23 protein-coding genes are annotated in these 26,957 nt (G+C 38.4%); 20 read left to right on the top strand and 3 right to left on the bottom strand.

Annotation, left to right across the window (positions count from 1 at the left end):
• Nucleotides 1-671 precede the first annotated feature (671 nt).
• The gene (locus AC3A54_RS19280; protein WP_487655760.1) at nucleotides 672-2,294 is read left to right on the top strand and encodes a diguanylate cyclase domain-containing protein; all 1,623 of its coding nucleotides are present in this window, start codon (nucleotides 672-674) and stop codon (nucleotides 2,292-2,294) included.
• A gap of 28 nt (nucleotides 2,295-2,322) precedes the next feature.
• Here the strand turns inward: AC3A54_RS19280 and AC3A54_RS19285 are convergent, their stop codons facing one another.
• From AC3A54_RS19285 to AC3A54_RS19295, 3 genes are all read right to left on the bottom strand, one after another.
• Nucleotides 2,323-2,883 carry a hypothetical protein gene (locus tag AC3A54_RS19285; protein WP_487655761.1) on the bottom strand — a complete coding sequence of 187 codons (561 nt, stop codon included), beginning with the start codon at nucleotides 2,881-2,883 and terminating at the stop codon, nucleotides 2,323-2,325.
• Nucleotides 2,867-3,367 (bottom strand): hypothetical protein, encoded by a 501-nt coding sequence (locus tag AC3A54_RS19290; protein WP_487655762.1) that lies wholly within the window; start codon nucleotides 3,365-3,367, stop codon nucleotides 2,867-2,869. Before AC3A54_RS19290 ends, AC3A54_RS19285 begins: the two co-directional genes overlap by 17 nt.
• A gap of 621 nt (nucleotides 3,368-3,988) precedes the next feature.
• The gene (locus AC3A54_RS19295; protein WP_487655763.1) at nucleotides 3,989-8,968 is read right to left on the bottom strand and encodes an Ig-like domain-containing protein; all 4,980 of its coding nucleotides are present in this window, start codon (nucleotides 8,966-8,968) and stop codon (nucleotides 3,989-3,991) included.
• Between the two features lie 258 nt (nucleotides 8,969-9,226).
• On the opposite strand from AC3A54_RS19295, the gene AC3A54_RS19300 reads away from it, so the two are divergent.
• The 19 genes from AC3A54_RS19300 (at nucleotide 9,227) to AC3A54_RS19390 (ending at nucleotide 26,934) form a co-directional block, all read left to right on the top strand.
• A complete protein-coding gene (locus tag AC3A54_RS19300; protein ID WP_487655764.1) occupies nucleotides 9,227-9,379 on the top strand; it encodes a YwzD family small protein in 153 nt (50 codons plus the stop codon).
• Nucleotides 9,380-10,033: 654 nt separating this feature from the next.
• Nucleotides 10,034-10,540, top strand: a complete 507-nt coding sequence (locus AC3A54_RS19305; RefSeq protein WP_487655765.1) for a CBO0543 family protein — start codon at nucleotides 10,034-10,036, stop codon at nucleotides 10,538-10,540.
• A gap of 15 nt (nucleotides 10,541-10,555) precedes the next feature.
• Nucleotides 10,556-11,050 carry a CBO0543 family protein gene (locus AC3A54_RS19310; protein ID WP_487655766.1) on the top strand — a complete coding sequence of 165 codons (495 nt, stop codon included), beginning with the start codon at nucleotides 10,556-10,558 and terminating at the stop codon, nucleotides 11,048-11,050.
• On the top strand, nucleotides 11,047-11,544 hold the full coding sequence (locus tag AC3A54_RS19315) for a CBO0543 family protein (protein WP_487655767.1): 498 nt from the start codon (nucleotides 11,047-11,049) through the stop codon (nucleotides 11,542-11,544). The genes AC3A54_RS19310 and AC3A54_RS19315 overlap by 4 nt, the downstream gene beginning before the upstream one ends.
• Before the next feature lie 47 nt (nucleotides 11,545-11,591).
• Nucleotides 11,592-11,783, top strand: a complete 192-nt coding sequence (locus AC3A54_RS19320; protein ID WP_487655768.1) for a hypothetical protein — start codon at nucleotides 11,592-11,594, stop codon at nucleotides 11,781-11,783.
• Between the two features lie 54 nt (nucleotides 11,784-11,837).
• Nucleotides 11,838-12,302, top strand: a complete 465-nt coding sequence (locus AC3A54_RS19325) for an HIT family protein (RefSeq protein WP_487655769.1) — start codon at nucleotides 11,838-11,840, stop codon at nucleotides 12,300-12,302.
• An 894-nt stretch (nucleotides 12,303-13,196) separates the two neighbouring features.
• The gene (locus AC3A54_RS19330; protein ID WP_487655770.1) at nucleotides 13,197-13,943 is read left to right on the top strand and encodes a YveK family protein; all 747 of its coding nucleotides are present in this window, start codon (nucleotides 13,197-13,199) and stop codon (nucleotides 13,941-13,943) included.
• Complete coding sequence (locus tag AC3A54_RS19335) at nucleotides 13,933-14,634, top strand: CpsD/CapB family tyrosine-protein kinase (RefSeq protein WP_487655771.1); 702 nt, start codon at nucleotides 13,933-13,935, stop codon at nucleotides 14,632-14,634. Before AC3A54_RS19330 ends, AC3A54_RS19335 begins: the two co-directional genes overlap by 11 nt.
• A gap of 137 nt (nucleotides 14,635-14,771) precedes the next feature.
• Nucleotides 14,772-15,536, top strand: coding sequence for a tyrosine-protein phosphatase (locus tag AC3A54_RS19340; protein ID WP_487655772.1), 765 nt, complete (start codon nucleotides 14,772-14,774; stop codon nucleotides 15,534-15,536).
• Between the two features lie 328 nt (nucleotides 15,537-15,864).
• Nucleotides 15,865-17,691: a polysaccharide biosynthesis protein gene (locus tag AC3A54_RS19345; protein WP_487655773.1), complete on the top strand. Its 1,827-nt coding sequence runs from the start codon at nucleotides 15,865-15,867 to the stop codon at nucleotides 17,689-17,691.
• 136 nt (nucleotides 17,692-17,827) lie between these two features.
• Nucleotides 17,828-18,952 carry a DegT/DnrJ/EryC1/StrS family aminotransferase gene (locus tag AC3A54_RS19350; RefSeq protein WP_487655774.1) on the top strand — a complete coding sequence of 375 codons (1,125 nt, stop codon included), beginning with the start codon at nucleotides 17,828-17,830 and terminating at the stop codon, nucleotides 18,950-18,952.
• Between the two features lie 13 nt (nucleotides 18,953-18,965).
• Nucleotides 18,966-19,580, top strand: a complete 615-nt coding sequence (locus AC3A54_RS19355; RefSeq protein ID WP_487655775.1) for a sugar transferase — start codon at nucleotides 18,966-18,968, stop codon at nucleotides 19,578-19,580.
• 32 nt (nucleotides 19,581-19,612) lie between these two features.
• Nucleotides 19,613-20,593: an ATP-grasp domain-containing protein gene (locus tag AC3A54_RS19360; RefSeq protein WP_487655776.1), complete on the top strand. Its 981-nt coding sequence runs from the start codon at nucleotides 19,613-19,615 to the stop codon at nucleotides 20,591-20,593.
• Nucleotides 20,586-21,263: an HAD family hydrolase gene (locus tag AC3A54_RS19365; protein WP_487655777.1), complete on the top strand. Its 678-nt coding sequence runs from the start codon at nucleotides 20,586-20,588 to the stop codon at nucleotides 21,261-21,263. Before AC3A54_RS19360 ends, AC3A54_RS19365 begins: the two co-directional genes overlap by 8 nt.
• A 59-nt stretch (nucleotides 21,264-21,322) precedes the next feature.
• Nucleotides 21,323-22,546, top strand: coding sequence for a glycosyltransferase family 4 protein (locus AC3A54_RS19370; RefSeq protein ID WP_487655778.1), 1,224 nt, complete (start codon nucleotides 21,323-21,325; stop codon nucleotides 22,544-22,546).
• Nucleotides 22,539-23,576 carry a polysaccharide biosynthesis protein gene (locus AC3A54_RS19375; protein ID WP_487655779.1) on the top strand — a complete coding sequence of 346 codons (1,038 nt, stop codon included), beginning with the start codon at nucleotides 22,539-22,541 and terminating at the stop codon, nucleotides 23,574-23,576. The genes AC3A54_RS19370 and AC3A54_RS19375 overlap by 8 nt, the downstream gene beginning before the upstream one ends.
• 16 nt (nucleotides 23,577-23,592) lie before the next feature.
• A complete protein-coding gene (locus AC3A54_RS19380; RefSeq protein WP_487655780.1) occupies nucleotides 23,593-24,702 on the top strand; it encodes a capsular polysaccharide biosynthesis protein CapF in 1,110 nt (369 codons plus the stop codon).
• A gap of 6 nt (nucleotides 24,703-24,708) precedes the next feature.
• Entirely contained in the window at nucleotides 24,709-25,836 is a 1,128-nt protein-coding gene (gene wecB / locus AC3A54_RS19385) for a non-hydrolyzing UDP-N-acetylglucosamine 2-epimerase (protein ID WP_487655781.1), read from the top strand.
• A 6-nt stretch (nucleotides 25,837-25,842) separates the two neighbouring features.
• Complete coding sequence (locus AC3A54_RS19390) at nucleotides 25,843-26,934, top strand: glycosyltransferase (RefSeq protein WP_487655782.1); 1,092 nt, start codon at nucleotides 25,843-25,845, stop codon at nucleotides 26,932-26,934.
• The last annotated feature ends 23 nt before the right edge of the window (nucleotides 26,935-26,957 follow it).

Raw genomic sequence — 26,957 nt, forward strand, 5'->3', positions numbered from 1 at the left:
CGGGGGACAGTCCCCCGGTACTTTAATGCGTTACCAATCCGGGGGACTGTCCCTAAACCTAATAGAAGATGGTGGGCAATTTTTGGAGCCGACGAGTAACTTTAGGTATGCGACGAGTATTAGATCATTTCGACGAGTAACTAAGGAAAAATGACGAGTAATTCTCTGATTTTGACGAGTAAACAGGAGAAGTAGACGAGTAAACGAAATTTTCAAATTTAGATTAATTATTTCCGGCATATTTGCCGGATATTTTTTTGTCTTTTTTATAAGTCTAGACCATTCTCCACGCTAGAATGTCCTACTAGAGTGATTTCAAATTACCTTTTTATATGAAAAACCATTTATCAGCCGCTTTTTGAACTTTATCTGCCGGTTGAGTACTGATATCGTCCACTTTTTGAGATTTATCAACCACTTTCAACCACTTATCGACCATTCACCAAAATCCAGCTCAATCCCTACTTAAAAAAGCCAGTCCCCGCACTTTGGGGAATGGCTCAACTCATTAATCTTTTAACGCACTACCACATCGGGGACAGTCCCCCACTGCTTTAATGCGTTACTACTCCGGGGGACTGTCCCCCAAAAAAACATGTCTCAAAATATCGAATTTTGTTATGATAGTTTCAGGGGAACCCTCCCATATTTCGTTGAGGAGAACAATTAACTTGAACCTAAAACTTCGTACATATATGGCCGTCCTGTTTGCCATAGGAATTACCGCGCTAGCCGCCATCTTAAGCCTGATGATTGGGCACCAGGCTAGCAAAAAAATAGAAAGTGAAATTGGCAATACACTTTCAGCCACGGCCTACCAAATGGCGGATAAACTCGACTTCTTTATGTGGTCGCGCTCAGGCGAAATTGATATCGTCAGCCAACTAAAAGACATACAAGAACCAAACGACAAAGAAAAAGTCCAACAATTACTAGACCAGCTACAGGTCAGCTTTCCCACCTTTTCCTGGGTGGGATTAACCGATGCCAACGGAAAAGTGATGGCGTCTACTAAAGGGATCCTGGAGAATGCCGACATATCTGAGCGGCCTGTCTTTCAGAACGGAAGTAAAGGCCGGTTTATTGGTGACGTCCATGATGCAGTCCTGTTGGCCAAGCTTCTCCCTAATCCAAGCGGAGAGCCCCTCCAGTTCGTTGATGTTAGTCGCCCAGTCCGAGGCGAGGATGGGAAGCTAGTGGGCGTACTCGCGGCCCACTTAAGCTGGGAATGGTCTCGTCAGGTCGAGCAGGAAATCCTGAAACCGCTAAAGGAAAAGAACAAAGCCGCAGAAATTTTTGTGGTGAGCCAACATGATCAAGTCATTCTTTTAGGGCCGAAAGCAATGATTGGCAAACGGCTCAACATTGATAGTATCAAGCAGGCACAAAAAGCTCAGAACAGCTGGCAGCTTGAAACATGGCCAGATGGGAAAAAATATTTAACGGGTTATGCTTTAGGAGACGGCTATCAGAATTACCGGGGATTAGGCTGGTCCACTCTCGTTCGTATCCCGGAAGAAACAGCCTTTGCCCCAGTGAAGGAGCTACAGAAAACGATCATCATCACGGGTATCCTATTAGCACTCGTATTTGCTATTCTTGGCTGGTTCATTGCCGGCTACATTACGAAGCCGTTGCAACAAATCACCAATTCGGCCAATCGCCTCCGCGCCGGGGAAAAAGTAGAGATTCCTCAATATCGGGGCATTAAAGACATAGAGATTCTCTCGCTATCGTTACGCGAGCTAGTAGATTCGCTTGTTCGCACCGTTTCCGATCTGGGGAAAATGGAGAGTCTCGCGCACCACGATAAATTGACCGGGCTCATGAATCGAATTGCGCTCGATTCGTATATCCTAAAGGCCTTAGAACGAACGAGACCATTAGGGGAAAAACTGACCTTCTTGTTCCTAGACTTAGATGGCTTTAAGAAAGTGAACGACACATATGGGCACCAAGTTGGTGACCTTCTACTGCAAGAGGCAGCAAGGAGACTACAGGGGTGCATCCAAAGTAAGGGGGAAGTGTTTCGTTTAGGCGGGGACGAGTTTTTAATCGTCCTGTTTACCGAGGCGATAGATCCTAACCAGGATGCATCCGTAGTGGCAGCAAAAGTAATCGAAAGCCTGAACCAACCGTTCGACCTAGTCAACGAAGAAATCAAGGTAGGATGCTCAGTCGGGGCTGCAACTTGGGAAGACGAATCAACCGCACCAATCGAAATCATCCGATATGCCGACGAAGCCCTCTACGTGTCCAAGCGCACAGGAAAAAACAAAGTAACCTTCCATTAAACCAAAATGGGGACAGTCCCCCGGCGCTTTAGCGCAACGGGGGACTGTCCCCATTATAATTCTTCGCCCGCTTATCTAAATACTTCCTCAATCGGTCATAAAAAACCACATTAACAACCATCACGAGAAAATAGAAAATAAGCGAATAGTAAATTTTCCAGGTCTTATAGGTAAACAACTGAAAGAAATAAACCGAAATGCCTTCTAACGTACCTAAAATAATCGTACATATCAAAATAAAGAACCATTTTCGCGGCTTCTTTACCTTATAAACATGCATGAAAAATAAAAGCGTCCCCGGATACACCAAAGTTTGCAGGAAAATATCTGTGAATTCGCCACTATTATTATCCCCGGTATCGTAAAAATCGTAGGGCGGCATAGCCAGAAAATAATCCCCTAACGTAGTTAGCTGTAAATCAAACAATGAAATACAAATAATTTCGGACCATGTCAGCTTCCTCTTCTTGATGGTAATATAGTAGACCGCAACACCAACGATGATTGAAATCGAGAGAGTGAACCACTCATTCCCATCAAACTGCTCCGGGAGTAGCGGCTTAAGCGCTTTTTCATAAATCTCCTTCATCTCGTAACACCATTTCCCTTCGAAGAATCAGAGGCAGCTTCTCCATGAAAAAAATACAAGTATAGAGAACAATCATCGCGAGAACAAAATCAATAGAAGGATACCAACTTTTACTTTTCGATACAAACACACCAACTACAAGCAAGAGTTTCTCGATCAAAACTCCACCAGCCACCCAGGAGAAACAAACAACGATTTTAACAGATAATCGATGGTTGCCGCGCAATACGTAAAGCACCCACATCAAAAGAACAGGAAAAATAATAGCGTATTGTAGTCTCGCTGACCAAAAAGGCAGATGCATTTCAACCACCCGTAGCCTCTGGTAAGGAGAAGAGAGCAAATAGAAAAAGTTTTGACACCAGTAGGATGAAAACATAAATAGGATAAAGACCTCAAACGGATCGAACCGCTTCTTAAGGGACCATAAACTTAACAATGATAGGATAGACAAAACAAGGAGCAATAAGAAAATAAATACCATAACCCACTCACCTTATAAAAAGTGACATTATTACCTATCGTTTACCTGTGAGAGCAAAAGTATCCCAAAAGTGTCTTGTCAGGCCCCGCCTCAAAAAAAATATAATTTTTTCACCTTTATTCATAGTTTGTTCATATTTTTGGGCTAATATAAATTCATGCAGCGAAAAGGCATAAGCACCTTTTTCTGACCCCTTAAAAATATATTTGTATTGCGTCCGGCATATTTGCCGGATATTTTTTTGTCCTTTTCGGGGGACAGTCCCCCACCCAGGTAACGCGCTACCGCGCCGGGGGACTGTCCCCGAACTTAGCTACTATTTTCAATTACCTTTTTATGGGAAAACCAACATATCGACTACTTTGGGAAAGATATCGACCACTTGACCTTGAACGAAGATTTTAACCACTATTTGAGATTTATCGACCGCTTTTCACCACATATCGACTACTTTCCACCCAATATCGGCCACTCACCCAAAATCCAGCCCAATCCCACATAAAAAAGCCAGTCCCCGCACTTTGGGGACTGGCTCAACTCATTATTCTTTTCCACTTCGGGGGACAGTCCCCCGCCAAGGTAACGCACAACCGTGCCGGGGGACTGTCCCCCAGCCAAGAACTATCTAATCCAAACCCCACTCCCATTAAAGAAATAGGTTTTCCCTCCAATGGACACGGTGCCTGTCACCATGGCGCCGCCACTATTGAAGTAGTACCAGACCGTGCCGACCTTCAGCCAGCCGACCTGCATCGCACCACTGCTCTTCAAGTAATACCAAGTCGTACCGCTCTTCAACCAGCCTGTCTTCATCGCGCCATTATCCCCGAAGAAATACCACACCGAACCAGCTTTCATCCAACCAGTGGCCATCACCCCACTGCCTTTAAAGAAATACCACACCGTCCCAACCTTCAACCAGCCAGTCACCATGGCGCCATTACTGTTCATGAAATACCAACTCGAGCCATCCTTCACCCAACCAGTCTTCATCGCGCCCATACTGTCCGAATAATACCAACTCGAACCAACCTTATACCAGCCAACCTTTTTCACGAAAGTCGCGGGATCGTAATAATACCACTTACCGTTCGACCACACCCAACCAGACTTCGCTTTAACAACCGTCACCTTCGCCGCTGGGCTCATATTACCATAACCGTCGCTCACCGTAACAGTGATCTCCGTGCCAACAGGCTGCGTAGCAATCTTCACGGAAAAATGGCCATCCTCACCAACAAGCCCGTGACCAATCACATTAAAATTATTCAGGCTCACTTCCACATACGTACCCGCTTCAGCCTGACCCGTCAACACTGTTGCACGGTCATTCACTTCATTAACCACCGGTTTCGTAGGAGCCGTCACGTCAACGACCGTCATCACCGCACTATTGCTGACATTCCCAGCAGCATCCGTTGCCGTTACAAAAACATCAACCCCGCCTTTTTGCTTAGGAATCGTCACAGCAAAACGTCCGTCATCACCAGCAACACCTGATCCAATCAAGCGATCATCAGCAAACACGTCCACTTTCGCGCCAGCTTCAGTCGTGCCCTTCACCGTCGTCGTTTGATCTGTCACTTGTCCATCAATAACCGGATCAACAGGCGCCGTGCCATCCTTCACCACGACAACCGTTGCTTCACTCACATTACCGCCCTTGTCCGTAGCAGTAATCGTCAATTCCGTGCCCGCTTTTTGCTTAGGTATTTTTATTGTAAAATATCCTTCGCTGCCAGCAACAACAGAACCAATCACCGTGCCGTCAACACCGCCAGTCACGAACATCTTCGCACCAGGTTCAGATTTACCAGTCACAACCTCATCCTTATCCAGCACTTGGTCCACAATCGGTTTCTCAGGGTTCGTCCCATCTTCTACCACCACAACTGTAGCTTCACTCACATTGCCAGCCTTGTCCGTTGCTACAACGTTTAATTTAGTCCCAGCCGTCTGTACGGGAATCGCCACAGTAAACGCGCCATCCTTACCAACCGTACCGCTGCCGATCTCCGAACCGTCGACAGTCACTACAATCGCAGCCCCAGCTTCACCCTGACCAGAAACAGCTGTGTCCTTATCTGTTACCTCATGGACAACCGGCTTTTCAGGCTTGGTCACGTCACTAACCACGACAACCGCCACATCACTCACGTTACCAACCAAATCCTCAGCAGTAACCTTCAATGACATCCCGGCCTTTTGCATAGGAATCTTTATGGAAAAATAACCATGGTCATCCGCAAAATCAGAACCAATCACCGTACCGTCGACCGTAACCTTCACACGCGAACCTGCCTCAGTCGTACCACGCACCGCCGTGTCTTGATCCGTCACATCGCCAACAACTGGCTTCCCAGGTGCCGTGCCATCCTTTACAACAACCGTAGCTGCTTCACTCACATTTCCAACCTTGTCAGTCGCAGTCACAGAAATCTCTGTTCCTTCTTTTTGCACAGGAATGGATACAGTAAACGTTCCATCTGCAGAAACCGTACCCGAACCAATCACCGAACCGTTACCTCTGACCGCCACTTTAGAGCCGGCTTCAGCTGTACCGGTAACCTCCGTATCCTGATCCGTTACATCGCTAACAACGGGCTTCCGAGGTGCCGTCCCATCCTTCACGACCACCGTCGTAGCTTCACTAACATTTCCAGCCTTGTCAGTAGCCGTGACCACTATTTCCGTTCCTTCTTTTTGCGAAGGAATGGTCACAGTAAAGAGATCAAACGTAGAAGCAACAACCGAACCAATGACCGAACCGTCCACTGTAACCTCTACTTTAGAGCCTTCCTCAGCCCTACCGCTAACCTCCGTATCCTGATCTGTCACCTCGCCAATAACTGGTTTCTCAGGGGCCGTCCCATCGATGACGACAACCGAAGCGGCTTCACTCACGTTTCCGGCATTGTCGGTAGCCTTCACGACAATCTTTGTTCCTGCCGGTTGCACAGGAATTTCCAGCTCAAACGTTCCATCCGCAGCTGCCACACCCCAACTAATCGCCGTCCCATTTGCACTTACCATAATCGTGGACTTCGCTTCCGCTTGTCCTTTTACAAAAGAATCCGCATCCGTAACCTCAAAAACAACAGGTTGGGGAGGAGCAGTCACATCTAACACTAGAACCGTAGCCGCTTCACTCACATTCCCAGCCGCATCTTTAGCAGTAACTGACAACCACGAACCACCCTTTTGTTTAGGGATCTCCACAGCAAACGTGCCGTCTTCCGCAACCGTACCAGTACCAATCACGGACTCACCACTGCGAACCTCCACAGTCGCTTTAGGTTCCGCTTGACCAGTAACCGCCGTATCACGATCAGTCAATCCATTCAAAACCGGCTTCCCAGGAGCCGTCAAATCTTTTACAAAAATCTCTTTCGAAGTCGTCAGCACATTGGCCGCATTCCAAACCTCAAACTTCAACGTCGTATTCTCAACTAACCCGCTAACCGGAATCGAAAAATAACCATTTCCACCCGACTCACCGCTAGCAAGCAACTCACCATCTTCAAACACCTTCACAACCGCATTCGCAAGCGTCTTACCAGAAAGAGCCGTAGAATCCTTTGTAAAATCATCTACATAAAGATCTGACACATCATAAGAATGATAGTAGGTATACCCAGCCAAATCCGTTAATTTTACAGAAATAGAAGTACTATTTCCAATGTAAAAATCGTTCAAACGAAATGTTCCGTTCTCCTTCAAAGAAACACTTTGTCCGTTCACCTCAACTACAACAAAAGGAAGGGTAGCACCAGTCAAATTCACCCGGCCGCCCGAGCTAACAAGCGGTGTATCATAAAGGTTGAAAGGGACACTCTCCATCACTCGATTGGATGCTCGCAGTGATGAAATCGTGTTAGATCCTGAAAAAATTGCTTGTCCATCAGTTGGTGTGTAATAACCAAAAGTGACAAAGCTCGCATTCACCGTACCATTCACCGTCAGCCCGCCATAACTACGGAAGCCTCCCAGAACATAGACATTCCCGTTAATCGTCACATTGCTATTAATCGTTAACCGCGCACCAGGAGTAATATATACATCCGAGTTTACCGTCTTTTTTGACCAAGTTTCATACGAGGTAACGACGTAGCTGCTCAACGGCTCCACACCTTTAAGCACGGTAAAATCACCAGCACGTAAATCGACCATAGCCGCATCCACAACAGTAGAATTCGAATTGGTATCTTTCACTTCAACAGAGGAAACCTTCCAGTCACCGACTTCCGTATTTCCATCTATGGAAAAATAACCGCTAAAACGCGTTCCATCATACGATAAAGGGACCGAAACGAGGGCCTGACTCACAGGAGAAACGAGGTTCACTGTTGCCCCCTTCAGGTGCGTATCATCACTCGCATCCACCGTAAAATGAACCGAATCGCCGGAATCTGCCACTTTTTTATCAATGGATAATCCCGAGAAGGAGGGAGGATTGTTTTCTGTGAAAAACGTAAACGTACCACCCGCCATTTTATCTGAATCACCTTGATAGTCTGCAAGAGTTGTCATATTACCAGCGCTATCATAAATCGTAATAAAATATAAATAATACTCTCCCGTTTCTAGTGTAGAAAGAATCGGTAGGCTACCTTCAAAAGCATTTGTTTCATAATTAAAATTCATTGGTACATTCAAGCTCTTTTGTGTATTTGGCGTTTTATAATAAAGTACTACAGAATCTACTCCTACATCATCTATTGCCTTGACACTAACATTTACTGTATCCCCAACAGTGACATCCTTTTTATCCACACTGATGCCTTCAAATACTGGCTTAGTAACGTCAGCAGAAGTGGTTCCACTAACAGTAAATTGACCAGCAGATAATTGGCTTTCGTCACCCTGATAATCGGCCAGGGTAGTTGAATTATTAGCGGTATCATAAATAGTTATAAAATATATGTTGTAAACACCATTTTCAAAGTTGTCAAGAATTGCTAGGTTACCCTCAAAAGCATTTGTTGTCGAATTATATTTCAGTGGAACATACATGCTCTTTTGTGTAACTGGTGTTTTATAATAAACTACAATAGAGTCTACACCTGCATTATCCGTTGCCTTGACAGCAACCTTTAATGTATCTCCAACAGTGACATCCTTTTTATCAACACTTATACTTTCAAACACTGGCTTAGTTACATCTGCAAAAGTTGTTCCGCTAACCGTAAACTGCCCTGCTGCTAATTGACTTTCATCCCCCTGATAGTCGGCAAGGGTTGTTGTATTACCAGAAGTGTCATAAATTGTAACGAAATATATATTATAAATTCCTGATTCAAAATCATCAGGAATTACAAGATTACCTTCAAAAACCCCCGCCTCAGAATTATAATTCATTGGAACATGCATGCTTTTTTGTGTAATCGGTGTTTTGTAATACACTACTACAGAGTCTACACCTACATCATCTGTCGCTTTGACACTTACTTTGACAGTATCACCGGGACTGACATCCTGCTTATCCACACTAATACTCTCAAACACCGGCTTCGTTACATCAGCCGCTGCCAACACATTGCCTATTGGAACCGTGCTGATGATTAACAATACCGCCATCAATAGGGATATGACTCTTTTCAATTGAATCTCACTCTCTTTCTATAAAAAAATTTCACGAATAGATTAATAGTATCATAATTATGTCAAAAAATAGGGATTACCTACCAGTTTTATTGGATATAAATACTGGGAATTCTTCCTTTTTGAAAAATAAATCCTTCAATAGTTCGACAAAATTCATGGTTTATCCGCATGTTCAATGGGGTAAACTATTTACAATTAATGTATATTGTTGTAGAATTCAAAATTAGAAGAATAAAAGGGAGGGAGAATAAGAAGTTGGAAAGGAAAGCTGGAAAGAGCGCGAACACCGTCGATTTTTCTGAGATTGTGAAGAAGGCTTATGACAAAGGCTTAAACGAGAACGAAATCACCCTTGAAAAACTAATGGAAGAACTAAAAGCGGATTTAAGACAATTAGTCGTCTGCTAATATATATAATAGATACATAAGGCTGCGGGGAAACCTCCGCAGCCTTTTTCTGTGGGGAAATTGGTTATATTTCACTCTCGTGGGAAAAATAAAGATACTATTGCTCCAATCAAGAAAAATAATCTTCTTGTAAGCGGAGAAAATGCCTAAAACATCAACAGAATGCTAATCGAAGTCGTTAAAATTGACCTTTTTTAATAGTTACAAGCCAAAGATAGACCTGAAAATGAAGTGTATTCGCGAATTGTAGATAGTTATTCGCGGATTTCCAACTTTTATTCGCGAATCCACTGACTCATCAAGTCTACGGATCAACCCAACCGATTTATGAGCAAATTTACCTCAGTTATGAGCTAATATTCACATTAAATGAGCGAATGAACCCCATTTATGAGCGAATCTAAAAAGAGGTAACCTAAAAGCAATTATTTTAAGAGCGATCCGCCAAGTCTATCGGCGAATTTTCGTGTTCAATCGGCGAATCTGCCCAGTCTATCGGCGAATTTTCGGCTTCTATCGGCGAATTTTCCCAATCTACCGGTGAATATCAAAATCAAGACTATTTCAATTTGGCAAATCTGCTAAATCGCCCAACTTTCGAACGTTTTAAGCCTATTTAGAGCAAACCTTACGGTTTTTGGAGGTACCCCATCCATGCATATAATCCTTACCGCGATCCTTCTTCTTGCGGCGTTCTGGAAGGGGGATTGGCGACATTGGCGGAAATACCATCACACCATTCTATATATAGTTATCTGTAACCTACTCTACAACTTTCTGTGCAGAGATCATCTGCTCTGGAAACAGAACCCAGATCTATTACCGGAATCCCATGCCATTGTTGATCTCATTTATACCTTTATCAATCTCCCTGCGGTGACATTGATCTATCTGACTCATTTTCCATTTAAAACATCCAACGGGAAACAAGTGCGGTACATGCTGTGGTGGATCCTGGGATCAATCGCCGTCGAATACCCTTTTTATAAAATGCACAGACTCCTCCTAGAGCATGGGTACCACTTCTGGATGGAGCCCATCTTCTACACAGCGATGTACACCATGCTGCGCCTGCATTTTACCAGGCCGCTTGTTACATACGGAATCTCGGCTGTCATTATTTTGTTACTGATTCAATACTTTCACATACCCGTTAAATAAAAGAGGTCACATCCAATGTCTAGAGATTACATCGTCATCATTCTAATATGGGTTATAGGAATAATCGCATATCTGTTCTTGACCCCTAAAAATCGTTATCGAAAAGTATTATTTGGCCTTATTCTCTGTCAGGCCTTTGTATGGGTGAGTTCGCTGTTACATGTGAAATATCACCTGCTGGGCTTCCCGGTCCGTGAATTTCCAAAAGCAACCGAAGTGCTCGTCACAACCGAATATTTCTTTTACCCACTTCTATCTGGGCTTTATATTATCTTTGAGCCAAAACGTTCACTCATCATTCGCTTCCTCTATTTGTCACTATGGATCTCGGGTCTGACCCTAATGGACGTCATGCTGGAAAAATATACGAACCTCATTGAGTACGTTCATTATGCCTGGTACCTGACATGGATAGATTTCTTTTGTATATTTGCCGTCACGAACTTCATCTACCAATGGTATTTTAAAGATAGCGCACATTTCCATGTGGATAGGGAGGCTGTCAAATGAGACTAGAATGGTGGATATTACTCGCGGTTTGGATCCTAACGATCGGGATGCTTTTCTTTATCCCAAAAAAGAAAATTCGCTTAGCCGTAACCGCCTTCTTATTAAAACAAGGAATCACATGGATTTTTGGTCTAGTGGTCGTTGAGTATGGACTCCTGTCCTACCCTGTAAGGGAATTTGCCGACGTCAACCGCTCAAGCTTTACCTATGAGTTTTTCGTCTATCCGGCTGTATGTGCGATCTTCAATGTGTTCTACCCAAACAAGGGGACCAAGCTCATCCAGTTCCTATACTACTGTGCATTCTGTACCGCCATGACCGTACCGGAGATTTTTCTCGAAAAATATACCGATTTAATTCACTACCTGAACTGGGCTTGGTACTGGACATGGATTACACTATTTCTCACCTTTGCCATGACAAGGTGGCTTTGCGTATGGTTTTTCAAGGGGATTGAAAAAGAGATGGATGAAAGTGCAATACACCAAGAGTAGGGTGTTGTATAATTATGGTATAAGTTCATAATAATGGAGGCGACCTTATGGGAGACTTACGGTTTGGCCTATTTGCCCTTTTTCCGATTGTATTGTATTTAATCATTCTCGGATTCACCATCTATTTCATCGTCCGGACACTACGGTTCATGAACGACAAAACCAGATTAGATCAAGAGAGAAACGACAAGCTGGATGCCTTAATCAAAGCGGTCCAAGCGAACAGCAAAGAACAATAGAAGACGGGGAAGTGCATTCAAAGCAACTCCTTTCTTTTTGGGGGAGTGGGTTAAATGAATTGGAAACAGGACAGAATTGGCTCGGCACACCGAGAGGAAAATCCGATGGTGCTGGCTAAGATGAAGAGTGGGTTCGCGGTCATGGGTGATACGCAGTTCCTGCCTGGATATTGTGTACTATTGCCGTATGAGGAAGTCAGCACCTTAAACGACCTGCCATTTCAGCAGCGGAGTGACTATTTGCTTGATATGAGTTTAATTGGGGACGCGATTCAGGAGGTTTGCCTGCCGAGAAGAATCAACTATTCCATCTATGGAAATACAGATGCCTTCCTTCATGCGCATATCTTTCCGCGTTACGATTGGGAGCCGGAGGAAAGAAAGCCCTATCCTGTATGGCAATACTCACCGGACATGTGGCGGGATAGCCAGTATCAGTATCAGGATGAAACACATCTAGAATTAAAGGAAAAGCTAATCAAGCAGCTACAAATAGTAATGAGTAAGGCATACGAGTGAAAAAGGGTATCTCTTCTCACGCGAAAAAGCACCTCCGCAATCTTAAAAATTTATACATCTTTAAAGGTTTATTCATAGTTTGTTCATACAATCGGGGTATAGTAAGTAAATGAAAACGAGATGCATATCTTACTTTTCTAAGACCCCCTTAAAAATATTTGTATTGCGCGTCCGGCTCTAAAGGGTCGGATCTTTTTTTTGGGAAAAAACCCCCCTTTCAGCAAACAAAGGGAGCACCCTGTCACTAATCCTCGTTTAAAAGATAAATTATGAACATGGTCGGGAAGGTTTTATTACGTCAATCTAACACATTCAATCAAACCTCGAGCATAAAGTTTCTTCCCTTGCGGGAAAAATAAAATAAGAAAAGATCAAGCTGCCGAAGACAATTGAGAAGGTTGCAGATGACAGTGTGTTAAAAAACAAAATTCATAAGACCTGGGAAGATGAAGGGAAGCGACGTGAAAGCATTGCTGCCTTCAATAGAAATGGACTAACGTGCATATTGGGAAGAATGTGAAGTCAGAAAATGTTTGGATGTGGGGAAAGAGTAAGAAAAGAAGAGTTTTCAGTTAAATATAAAATTACACGTCTAGCTCTATAAGAGTCGGATTTTTTTTTGTTTCCTTCATTTCTGATTTCGATTTGTTTCTTCTATTATAATGTATGCGTTTTCACTTTCTTCACAGGAAAAAATATGGATGGAAACTCCCTCCAATTATTAATTCCCCCTTCAAATTTCTTACAAATAGGTGTTTAATAGTAATTGTGATTCACGACAGTTCGACATCTGTTCGAAATGGTTTTGAAATAATTTGACAAAAAATAGCCAAAAGATGACAAATTATGATATAATATTCAATGTTTTGTATTTAGGAAATTTAGGAGGACGAAATGGAAGAGACTATTAGTTTAAAAGAGTTACTTGAGACTTTGAAAAAACGATTGCTCCTCATCGTTTCTATAACAGTCATTGCAGGATTAGTCAGTGGAATTATCAGTTTTTACGTATTAACCCCCATTTACCAAGCTTCTACACAGATTCTCGTAAACCAAGCAAAAGGCGACCAAAGTATGTACAATCCAGGTGAAGTACAGACCAACCTTCAATTAATCAATACCTATAATGTAATAATCACAAGCCCAGCGATTCTAGATATCGTTTCAAAAGAACTTGATTTGGATATGACGGCTTCTCAATTAAAAGAAAAAATTACAGTTGGAAGTGAAAAAGATTCACAGGTTGTAAACTTATCTGTTCAAGATCCAGATGCGAAAGTAGCAGCCCAAATTGCGAACAAAACAGCAGAAGTATTCAAAAGTGAAATCTCAAAAATCATGAAGGTAGATAACGTTAGCATCTTAGCGAAAGCAGATGTATCTGAAAATCCATCACCAATTAAGCCAAGACCATTGTTAAACATTGCAATTGCGATTGTTGTTGGTTTAATGGCCGGTGTCGGTCTTGCGTTCTTACTTGAATACTTTAATAACACGATTAAAAACGAGCAGGATATTGAGAAGTTATTGGAATTACCAATCCTTGGCGTTATCGCTACGATAGAAGATCAAAAGCTAGAAGAATTAAAAATTAAAGCAGCAAGAAATAAAACAGTAAGAGGTGAGACACTTGGCTCTTAAGAAAAAGAATCTAACAAGCACTGACTCTAGCCGTAAGCTCATTACAGCGGTTGCGCCAAAGTCACCGATTTCTGAACAATACCGTACGGTTCGAACCAATATTCAATACTCTTCTATTGATGGAGACATGAGAGTATTGATGGTAACTTCATCTGGACCAGGAGAAGGAAAATCGACGACTGTTGCAAACCTAGCAGTAACCTTTGCTCAACTTGGGAAAAAGGTATTACTAGTGGATGCCGACCTTCGTAAACCAACCGTTCATCATACGTTTTCAGTTAACAATCAGGTTGGTTTCACTACTGTGTTAACAAAACAAACTTCCCTTGAAAAAGCAGTAGTAGAAACAGATGAGCAGGATTTATATGTCTTAACAAGTGGTCCGATTCCACCCAATCCAGCGGAGCTATTAAGCTCGAAATCGATGGAGCAATTTATTGAAGAAGCAAAAGAGCAGTTCGATTTTGTTTTATTCGATACACCACCATTATTAGCAGTGGCCGATCCGCAAATCCTTGCTAATCAGTGTGATGGCTCGATTCTTGTCGTATATAGTGAAAGAACAGAAATTGACCTAGCTAAGAAAAGTAAAGAATTGCTCGTAAATGCCAAAGCTAAGCTACTTGGCGTGGTGTTAAATCATAAAGAACTGAAGAATAACGATTATTACTATTATTACGGCGCAAAATAGCGGGAACTAGGGTGGAAAAAAATTCTAATGTATATTTCGACGATACGACAGCATTCGACAAAAAACCACCCTTTCTCATTTCTATTGATAGTGATACTATTGTAATGGTTCAAAAATACCGGTAAGGGTGTGGGGAAATGGTAGATTTACATTGTCATATAATGCCTGGTGTTGACGACGGAGCAAGAGATTTGTCGGAAAGCATCGAAATGGCAAAAGTAGCAGTCCAACAAGGAATTCATACGATCGTCGCTACCCCGCACCATTTAAATAATAGGTATGAGAACCCAAAGCAAAGCATTCTTGCTAGAGTAGAAGAATTAAACCGAGTATTACTAGATGAAAAGATTGATATAAAGATATTGCCAGGTCAGGAAGTCCGTATTCACGGAGAATTAGCGGAAGGCTACGATCTAGGAGAAATCCTTCCAGTCAATCACACACAGTATGTGCTGGTAGAGTTCTCATCCAGCCATGTGCCGAGATACACGGAGACATTGTTTTATGATTTGCAAAATAAAGGGTTGATTCCGGTAATCGTTCATCCTGAAAGAAATCAGGAAATCATCGAGAATCCAGACATTCTTTATGAGTTAGTGCAAAAGGGAGCTTTATCGCAGGTGACAGCATCAAGCATTACAGGTCATTTCGGTAAAAAAATAATGAAATTTTCTTACCAATTAATTGATGCGAACCTAACACATTTCATTGCCTCTGATGCTCATAACACAAGAAGTCGGACATTCAACCTCCGTGAAGCATATGACATCATTCAAGCGAAATACGGAAATGAAATAGTCTATTTTTTTGAAGAAAATGCAGCGCTATTGGTTGAAGGTAACCATGTATATAAGGAAGTACCAGAACGAATCAAAAAGAAAAGATTCTTTAACATCTTTTAAAAAATAAGCCGATAAGAATAAATCAGGTTTAGGCTATACATCATAGTCAGGCAGATTCGCCTGAACGGCGAGGGTCCCCTGTCCGTTATCCATGGAGTCACTCGATCATGCTGTGGGTGGGTATAACCCTCCTTAGACGCATGTCGTCAAAAGTATGATGTGAGGACGGGTTAAATGCCCGTAGTAATAAACAAACAATAAATATCTAATGAAAGAACAAGTGTCAAGTCACATGTGTTTCCATTAGATATTTATTTTTTTGCCTGTGTGCTTTAGTTGATGAAAGAGTTTCATAGATTAGAAAAATAATTAAAGGAGGAATGAAAGGATGACATACAGAAAAAGGCTTACTGCACTTGCATTTTTGGATTCATGTATAGTTTTATCCGCCATCTACATAAGCTATTTAACACTTAATCCGGATTTGTACATTTTTAAGATTCCTATGCTGTTCGTTACATGGATCACTTTATTTATCTGCCATCATACGTTTGCTTCTATATATAAGCTGTATAACAAAGCCTGGGAATATGCGAGTGTAGGTGAATTAATTGCAATTGTAAAAGCAGTGACCTTTTCCATTGCAGTAACTGCATTGATGCAGGAAATTTTCTTTCATAACATGTACGTGAGAGCATTAATGATTACTTGGATGCTACATGTATTGTTAATTGGGGGTTCAAGATTTTCGTGGAGGATGTTTCGTGATAACTTCATGAATAAGCAGAAGAATATTAAGCGGACGCTTATTATTGGTGCAGGTAGAGGCGGTACCATGGTGGCTCGTCAATTGCTGAGCAATCATGATATTGATTTGAAACCAGTTGCGTTTATAGATGATGATCCAAAGAAATATAAGTTGGATGTGTTAGGAATACCGGTAGTGGGAAATTCGGGTGCTATTTCATTCGCAGTTGAAAAATATGAAATAGAGAACATCGTAATAGCCATTCCTTCTTTAGGTCAGAAAGAGTTGAATCGAATTTTTGAAGAATGTGCAAAAACCAAGGCGAAAACACAAATTATGCCAATGGTTGAAGATTTGATGACTGGTAAGATTTCTGTTAATCAATTTAGAGAGGTTCAGGTTGAAGATTTACTTGGACGTGAGCCAGTAGAATTGGATATTAATAGTATTTCTGAGGTTGTATCAGGTAGGACAGTTTTAGTTACGGGTGCAGGCGGCTCGATTGGATCGGAAATCTGTCGTCAGATTTGTAAGTTTAATCCTAGTAAAATTGTTTTAGTTGGGCACGGTGAGAACAGTATTTATACAATTGATATGGAGCTTCGGAAAAAGTACCAGAAGCAAATTGAAATTGTGCCGGTAATTGGGGATATACAAGATCGGAATCGAATGTTTGAAGTGATGGAACAACATAGACCATATGTAGTGTATCATGCTGCTGCTCATAAGCATGTTCCTTTGATGGAATATAATCCGAGGGAAGCGGTTAAGAATAATATTTTTGGTACTAAAAATGTTGCGGAGGCTGCGGAAACCTTCGGTGTTAATACTTTTGTAATGATTTCTTCGGATAAAGCGGTGAATCCTCCAAATGTTATGGGGGCGACGAAGCGTTTCGCGGAGATGATTATTCAGAGTCTGGCGGTTAATAGTCATACGAAGTTTGTTGCGGTTCGGTTTGGGAATGTTCTTGGCAGTAGGGGAAGTGTAATACCTTTATTTAAAAAGCAAATACAAGCAGGTGGACCAGTTACAGTTACTCACCAAGATATGACCAGATATTTCATGACAATACCAGAAGCTTCTCGACTCGTGATTCAAGCCGGAACCTTAGCACGTGGTGGAGAGGTATTTGTACTTGATATGGGAGAACCTGTGAAAATTGTTGATCTTGCGAAAAACGTGATTAAGTTATCAGGATATTCAATTGAAGAGATAGGAATTAAATATACAGGACTTCGCCCGGGAGAGAAAATGTACGAAGAACTCTTAAATGAAAATGAGGTTCACCCTGAGCAGGTTTTTCCGAAAATTCACATCGGCAAAGCAAAGGTCATTCGATTAGAAGAATTAACTAGTTTAGTAGGAAGTCTATTAGAAATGTCAGAGATGGAAATGCATGAAACGTTAATTGCTGTTGCAAATAATAAGTTTGATGAGGCTAAATTTTTAGCTACAGTAAACTAGAATTAGGCGTAGCCTAAAAGGTCTAAATTTCAATACTTTACTGAATAAGAAGTCCCTAGTTTAATAAGTAGGTCTATTTATATTTATAAACGGTACACCTACTTCATCGTTTTTAGTCAAAAAGGGAGTGTCATAAATGGAAAATAGAATTTTACTAGCATCACCTCACATGTCAGGATTAGAAATGAAATACATCCAAGAAGCATTTGATACGAATTGGATTGCTCCCCTAGGACCTAATGTTGATGGGTTTGAAAAGGAATTAGCAAGTTATGTTGGTATAGAACATGCTGCTGCATTAACGTCGGGTACCGCTGCAATACATTTAGCCCTTAAAGCTTTAGGGGTTGGTCAGGAAGATGTGGTCTTTTGTTCATCACTTACCTTTTCTGCAAGTGTAAATCCTATTATGTATCAAAATGCAACCCCAATATTTATTGATAGTGAACCAAATAGTTGGAACATGAGTCCGGTTGCATTGGAGAAAGCGTTCGAGAAATTTACACCCAAAGCAGTAATTGTAGTTCATTTATATGGCCAATCAGCAGATATGGACCAAATAATTAAAATATGTAACAAGCATAAAGTTCCTATTATCGAAGATTCTGCTGAGAGTTTAGGAGCAACTTATAAAGGGAAAATGAGTGGAACATTTGGTGAATTTGGAATTTATTCATTTAATGGTAACAAGATAATCACTACTAGTGGTGGTGGAATGTTAATTTCCAGAAATAAAGAGGCTATTAAAAAAGTAAGATTTTGGGCGACTCAATCTAGGGATAATGCAAGGCATTATCAACATAGTGAACTAGGCTATAACTATAGAATGAGTAATATTGTTGCGGGAATCGGTAGAGGACAATTACAGGTTCTTAAAGAGAGAATTATTAAGAAAAAGGAGATATTTCAAACATACCAAAAGGCCTTTGAAGGTCTTGAGGATATTAAAATGATGCCAATTTGTAATTATGGAGAGCCCAATTATTGGTTATCATGTATTAGTTTAAATCAAAATAGTAGAATTAGACCATTAGATATTATGATTGAGTTAGAAAAGAAGAATATTGAAAGTAGACCTATTTGGAAACCGATGCATCTACAACCGTTTTATGAGGAATATAAATTCTTTAGTCATAATGAAAGTGGAATAAGTGTTTCAGAAGATATATTTAATAGGGGAGTATGCTTACCTAGTGACACAAAAATGACGCAAAAAGATATTGAAAAAGTCATTGCTACTATTAAAAAGCTGTTCATGTAATGGAGTGGTTAGGTTGTATAAAAGATATCTAAAAAGAACAATTGATTTTTCATTGTCGTTACTTGCATTAATATTTTTATCACCAATTCTACTTATTACGGCCCTATTGGTGAAGTGGAAACTAGGAAGCCCAGTTCTTTTTAAACAGGAAAGGCCTGGTAAAAATGAACGTATTTTTAAAATGTACAAATTTAGAACGATGACAGAACAACGAGATTCAGGCGGAGAATTATTACCTGATCATATTAGGTTAACGAGGTTTGGTAAGTTCCTAAGAAGTACAAGTCTTGATGAACTACCTGAACTAATTAATATAATAAAAGGTGACATGAGTATCGTTGGACCAAGGCCATTACTAGTCCAATATTTACCTTTATATAACACTAATCAAAGAACTAGACATGATGAAAGACCAGGGCTAACTGGATTAGCTCAAGTAAGTGGAAGAAACACCATATCTTGGGAAGAGAAATTTGATTTTGATGTTTACTATATTAAAAATTTGAATTTTTTATTAGACTGTAAGATTATCTTTTTAACATTGAAGAAGGTTTTAAAAAAAGAGGGAATTTCACAACAAGGTGAAGCTACCATGGAGTTTTTTTCTGGGAGTAATACTGAAGAATAAAATTTAAAATAATGTTATTACAGGAGATTGGTATGGACATTAATATATTAATTTTAAGTGCTGGTAGAAGAGTGGAACTTATAAATAGCTTTAAAAAAGCTGCATTTAATGAAAGTGTTAATAGCAAGATTATTACTGCCGATGTATCATCTACAGCACCAGCAATATACTTTAGTGATCGAAACTATCAGATTCCAAGAATCGGTGATTCTGGGTATATTGAGAAAATTATTGAAATCTGTAATTTAGAGAAGATTAAACTTATTGTTCCAACTATCGATACAGAACTAGAGATATTATCTATTGAAAAGGACCTGATTGAAAAAAGAACCAATGCAAAAGTTTTAATTTCAGATTATGACGTCATATCTGTTTGTAGAGATAAAATTAAAACTTATAACTTTTTTAAAGAGCATGGTTTCTTGGTCCCTGAATTAATTGACAATAATGATATCGACAATGGAAATTTTATATTCCCTTTATTTATTAAACCACTTAATGGAAGTTCAAGCATAAATACATTTAAGGTAAATTCAAGAGAAGAACTCTATTTTTTTAGAAATTATATTAAGAATCCTATGGTTCAAGAGTTTATTTCAGGTGAAGAATTTACTGTCGATGTATTTTGTGACTTTGATAGTACCCCGATTACTATTGTACCAAGAAAAAGATTGGCTGTTAGAAGCGGGGAAATATTGAATGGTAAAATTGTAAAGGATCGTCAGATAATAGATGACGTTAGAAGGCTAGTGAATATCTTAAAGCCAATTGGCCATATAACAGTTCAATGTATGAAAACGGAAAAGGGCATTGAGTATATAGAAATTAATCCTCGCTTTGGCGGAGGTGCACCAATGAGTATTATAGCAGGTGCGGATTCTTGTCAGAATTTATATAAATTATTAAAGAATCAAACTATAGAGTATACGGAAGATTATAAAGAAGACTTAATCTTTTTACGTTACGATCAATCAATTTTCATAGATGAGAATCAGGTAAAGGAAAATGTATAAGGCGATAATTTTTGATTTAGATGATACTCTGATTTCTGAATTAGAATATATAAAAAGCGGCTATAGACATATTTCTAATGTTATAGCAAATGAGTATAGCCTTAATGCAAATTCAATATATGATTTACTATTTTATGAATTTAAAGAAAATAAGATTGAAGTCTTTAATAGGACTTTAGAAAAATTAAATATTTTTTATAGTATGGACTATATAAATAAATTGGTAAAAGAATATAGAGAACATTCTCCTAAAATCAGTTTTTTTGACGATGTTTATCCTACAATAAATATGATTAAGCAAGATGGACTTAAACTGGGAATAATCACCGATGGATACAAGGAAGCTCAAAGGCAAAAATTAGAGGCACTAAATGCTTTCGAGGTATTTGATGAAATTATTATTACTGATGATTTTGGCAGAGATTTTTGGAAACCTAGCCCTAAACCATTTGAATTAATGAAGGAAAGGTTAGGGGTAAACTTTAATGACATGATATATATCGGAGATAACCCAGAAAAGGATTTCTATATTGGTAGTATCTATCCTATAACAACAGTAAGGATAATTAGGGGAGATGGCGTTTATATAAACCGAGAGTATTTTAAAGATGTAAAAAATACCTTTACCATAAATAGCTTAATGGAACTAAATTTAAGTATAAGACTTTAAGTATAGAGTCACTGGAAAAGTGCTTATACTTTAAGAAAATATTAATTCTGGTGGTAAGTATGAAAATTTTGTTTTTAACCTTAGCTGATTTAAGTAACGTTGATATCAATGGAATATATCCTGATCTACTTAGAAAATTTCGTGATAGAGGGCATGAAGTATATGTAGCATGTCCGGTGGAAAGAAGAAATGGAACAAAAACATTTTTCTATAAACAAAGTGGGATAAGTATATTAAGGGTTAAAATTGGAAATATAACAAAAGTTAATCTTTTAGAAAAAGGCCTATCAACATTATTCGTTGAAAATCGATTTTTAAAAGAAATCAAGAGGCACTTTTCTAAGGTGAAATTTGACTTGGTTCTCTACTCAACTCCACCTATCACTTTTGAAAAAGTTGTTGGCTTTATAAAAAATCGTGATGATGCGAAATCCTACTTATTACTTAAAGATATTTTTCCACAAAATGCTGTAGATTTAGGAATGTTTAGTAAAAAGAGTCTGTTCTATAAGTATTTTAGAAATAAAGAGAAAAGGCTATATATGCAATCAGATTTTATTGGTTGTATGTCTCAGGCAAATGTCGACTTTATATTAAAACAGAATAGTTATATTAATTCACAAAAAGTTGAGGTATGTCCAAATAGTATAAATCCAACTCCAATAATTATAGATAAAGAAAGAATAAAGTCTATTAGAAAAAAGTATGAAATTCCAAATGATAGAATTGTCTTCGTATATGGTGGAAATCTAGGGAAGCCACAAGGTATTGATTTTCTTATAAATTGTATAAAAAGTAATAAAAATAACCAAAATATATTTTTTTTAATAGCAGGGTCTGGAACAGAGTTCGGTAAATTACAAAGCTTTATAAACAACGAGAAAGTTTCAAATGTAAAATTGTTTCATCATTTACCAAAGGAAGATTATGAGTTGTTGGTAAATTCAAGTGATGTGGGACTAGTTTTTTTAGATAGAAGGTTTACTATTCCAAATTTCCCATCAAGAATTTTAGAATACATGCAAGCTTCTATGCCAATATTAGCAGCAACAGATAAGAATACAGATTTAGGGAGAATTATTGAATCTGGGCATTTTGGCTATTGGTGTGAAAGTGGAGATATTAACTCTTTTAATAAACTCTTGAAATTATTATCATCGGAGATGCGGATGCGTTCTATATTAGGTGAAAATGGAAGGAAATATTTAGAAGAAAATTATACTGTTGAGAACACCTATCAAATAATTATGAATCATTTTGAGAGGAAGATAAACAATGTTTAATAATAAAACTTTACTAATTACTGGTGGTACAGGGTCTTTTGGAAATGCTGTAATGGAACGGTTTTTGGGCTCTGGATTAAAGGAAATCCGTATTTTTTCTAGGGATGAAAAAAAACAGGATGACATGAGAAAACAGTATAAAAATGATAAGTTAAAATTTTATCTTGGAGATGTAAGGGACCTTGCAAGTGTAAAAAATGCTATGCATGGTGTAGATTATATTTTCCATGCTGCTGCTTTGAAACAAGTACCCTCATGTGAATTTTTTCCTCTTGAAGCAGTGAAAACAAATGTAATAGGGACTGACAATGTACTTACTGCTGCTATAGAGTATGGAGTTAAAAAGGTAATTTGCCTTTCAACCGATAAAGCCGCATACCCAATTAATGCAATGGGAATATCCAAAGCTATGATGGAAAAAGTCTTTGTTGCTAAATCGAAAACAGTATCACCAGACAAAACTCTTATTTGTGGAACAAGATATGGTAATGTAATGGCATCTCGTGGATCAGTTATTCCATTATTTATTGAACAAATTAAAAGTGGACAGGCATTGACTGTAACAGACCCATATATGACAAGATACCTGATGAGTCTTGAAGAGGCAGTTGAATTGGTAGTATTTGCTTTCCATAATGCTGAGGCTGGGGATATTATGGTTCAAAAAGCACCTGCAAGTACAGTAGGAGATCTTGCTCAAGCTATAAAAGAGATTTTTAAAGCAGACAATGAGATTAAAGTCATAGGCACTCGTCATGGGGAGAAGTTCTATGAGACACTTCTTACTAGAGAAGAGTTTGTTGTTTCGGAAGATTTAGGTGGGTTCTTTAGAGTACCAGCTGATCGACGGGATCTTAATTATGATAAATATTTTGCAGAGGGGAATAAAGAGTTAACTACAGTTGATGAATATAATTCACATAATACTGAGCTTTTAAATGTAGACCAGATAAAGGAAAAGTTATTAGCTCTAGACTATGTTCAAAAAGAGCTCAAATCATGGAAAAAAAGTAATTACGCTATGAATTAAAGGATGGAATAGTTAAATGAAAATTTTGGTTACTGGTGCAAAGGGATTCGTAGGAAAAAATCTTATAGCTGAACTTAAAAATAAAGGATATAACAATATTTTAGAATACAGTAAAGAAAGTGACGATTCTTTACTAGAGAAATATGCAACAGAGTGTGACTTTGTTTTTCATTTAGCTGGGGTAAACAGGCCAAATGATGAAAGTGAATTTATAAAGGGTAATTTTGGATTCACATCTGAAATACTAGAACTACTAAAAAAATCCGGTAATAAAGCACCAATCCTCATTACTTCATCAATTCAAGCAGAGAATGATAATCCCTATGGTAAAAGTAAGAAGGCTGGAGAGGATTTATTATTAGCATATAGTGAAGAGACTGGAGCTAAATCTTTCATATATAGGTTGCCTAACCTTTTTGGGAAATGGAGCAAACCTAATTACAATACAGTGGTGGCTACGTATTGTCATAATATTGCTAGAGGATTGGATATTAAGATAAACAATCCAGAAGTAGAACTTACTCTTTGTTATATAGATGATGTTTTAGAAGAATTTATTAAAGCATTAGAGGGCAATCCAACTATTAAAGGTGATTTCTGTATTGTACCTGTAACATATAATATTAAACTTGGTGAGTTAGCAAATGTTATAAAAAGCTTCAAAGAAAGTAGGGGGAATTTAAGTATTCCTAATATGGAAGATGCTTTAACCAAGAAGCTCTATAGCACCTATTTAAGTTTTTTACCAGAAAATGAGTTTTCATATGACCTTAAAATGCACGTTGATAAAAGAGGATCTTTTACAGAATTTCTTAAAACCTCAGAAAAAGGCCAAGTTTCTATAAATGTCTCAAAGCCAGGCATTACCAAAGGTAATCATTGGCATCATACTAAAAATGAAAAGTTTTTAGTAGTAAGCGGAGAAGGTTTAATTAGATTTAGAAAGATAGATACAGACGAAATCATGGAATATAGAGTATGTGGGGAAAAGTTGCAAGTTTTAGACATTCCTGTTGGATACACTCACTCAATTGTAAACATAGGCGAGAATGATTTAGTAACAGTAATGTGGGTAAATGAGTGCTTTAATCCTGAAAAGCCAGATACGTATTATTTGGAGGTATAGATTAGAATGGAAAAAATGAAGGTTATGACCATAGTTGGAACAAGACCAGAAATTATAAGATTATCAGAAGTAATAAAAGCTTGCGATAGATATTTTAACCATGTATTAGTGCATACAGGACAAAATTGGGACTATACACTAAATGAAATCTTTTTTGAAGAATTAGGATTACGACAGCCAGATCATTTTCTAGGAGTAGTTGGTTCAGACCTTGGGGAAACAATGGGAAATATAATTGCTTCTTCATATAAAATTTTAAAACAAGAACAGCCGGATGCATTGTTAATTCTTGGTGATACGAATAGTTGTCTAAGTGCAGTTGCTGCAAAGCGTTTAAAAATACCGATTTTCCATATGGAAGCAGGAAATCGCTGTTTTGATCAAAATGTACCTGAAGAGATTAATAGGAAAATTGTAGATCATGTATCTGACATAAATCTTGCTTATACAGAACATAGCAGAAGATATTTATTATCAGAAGGTATCAGAAAAGAACATGTTTTTGTAACTGGCTCTCCAATGACAGAAGTGATACACAAAAATATGAGAAAGATTGAATGTAGTGATATTTTGGAAAAATTAGGATTAGAAAAAGGAAAGTATATTTTAGTATCTGCACATAGAGAAGAGAACATCGATGATGAGAATAATTTCACCTCATTAATGAATGCTTTAAACAATATTGCTGAAACATATCAATTACCTATTATTTACTCTACTCACCCAAGAAGTTGGAAGAAAATTGAGGAGAGAGGTTTTAAGTTCCATACGTTAATAAAACAACTAAAACCATTTGGATTCTTTGACTATAATAAACTGCAGCTTATGTCATTTTGTACATTATCAGATAGTGGGACTTTATCGGAAGAATCTGCAATACTAGGATTTCCAGGAGTATTAATTAGGACTTCTACAGAAAGACCTGAGGTTTTAGATAAAGGAACAGTAGTAGTGGGAGGAATTGTTGAAAAGGACATAGTTCAAGCAGTAGAGTTAAGTAGAATGATGTGGGAAAATGAGGAAGATACAATTATTGCAACTGATTATATTGATAGAAATGTATCTGTCAAGGTTGTTAAGATTATTCAAAGCTATGGGAAGATAATTGACAAAGTAGTCTGGAAGAAGGAATAGGCTGGTATGAATATTATGGTATTTGATGTTCCTGCAGAAAGTGGAGGGGCTTTATCAATATTATATGACTTGTATAATGCGGTGGAAACTCATTCAGATGAAAACATAAATTGGATATTTATTGTGAGTAAACCACAATTGAAAGATAAAGAAAATATTAAGATTTTGAGATATCCTTGGGTTAAAAGAAGTTGGTTTCATAGATTGTTTTTTGATAACTATTTTGCATCAAAATTAATCAAAAAATATAAAGTAGATAAGGTATTGTCACTTCAAAACTTGATAATACCTAAAACAAAAGTTCCACAAACATTATATGTTCATCAATCTTTACCATTTGTAGATTATAAATTTTCATTCATTCAAAATAGAACATTTTGGATTTATCAAAATATAATAGGCAAAAAAATTTTTAAGTCAATAAAAAAGGCTGATATGGTAATCGTACAAACAAAATGGATGAAAAATGCTTGCATCGCAAAAACAAATGTTGAAAATGAAAAAATAAATGTAGTTGCTCCACAGATAAAAAATATGGATAATAATGTTCCGTTTGAAGTTAATCATGAATCGTTTTCAACCTTCTTTTACCCGGCAGGTGGTGGTGAATATAAAAACCATGAAATTATTATAAGGGCATGTAAAATATTGAAAGACAAAAATATGCATAATTTCAATGTGGTTTTAACATTAGATGGAAATGAAACAGATCATATTTCTTCTTTATGTGAATTAATTCGGCTGAACAATCTTCCTGTTAAATTTGTAGGTAGACTAGGAAGAGAAGAGGTATTTAATTATTATAGTAAGTCTGTTCTATTATTTCCGTCATATATTGAGACCTTTGGATTACCGATGCTAGAAGCTAAACAACAAGAAGGAATGATATTAGCTTCAGATTGCCCATTCTCTCATGAAATATTGGATGGATATGAAAATGCATACTTTTTTGACCCGTTTGATGAGGTGGAACTTTCCACATTAATGGAAAGTACTATAGCACAAAAAATTAAGTATAAAATTATAGATAATCACTCTTTGGGTTCTAGTGAAAATAGAACAACTTCAACTATTCTTAGTTTGGTAATCAGCCAATGATCTTTAAAAGAATAGGAAGTATT

This window comes from Neobacillus sp. Soil_C_43, from assembly GCF_057656715.1.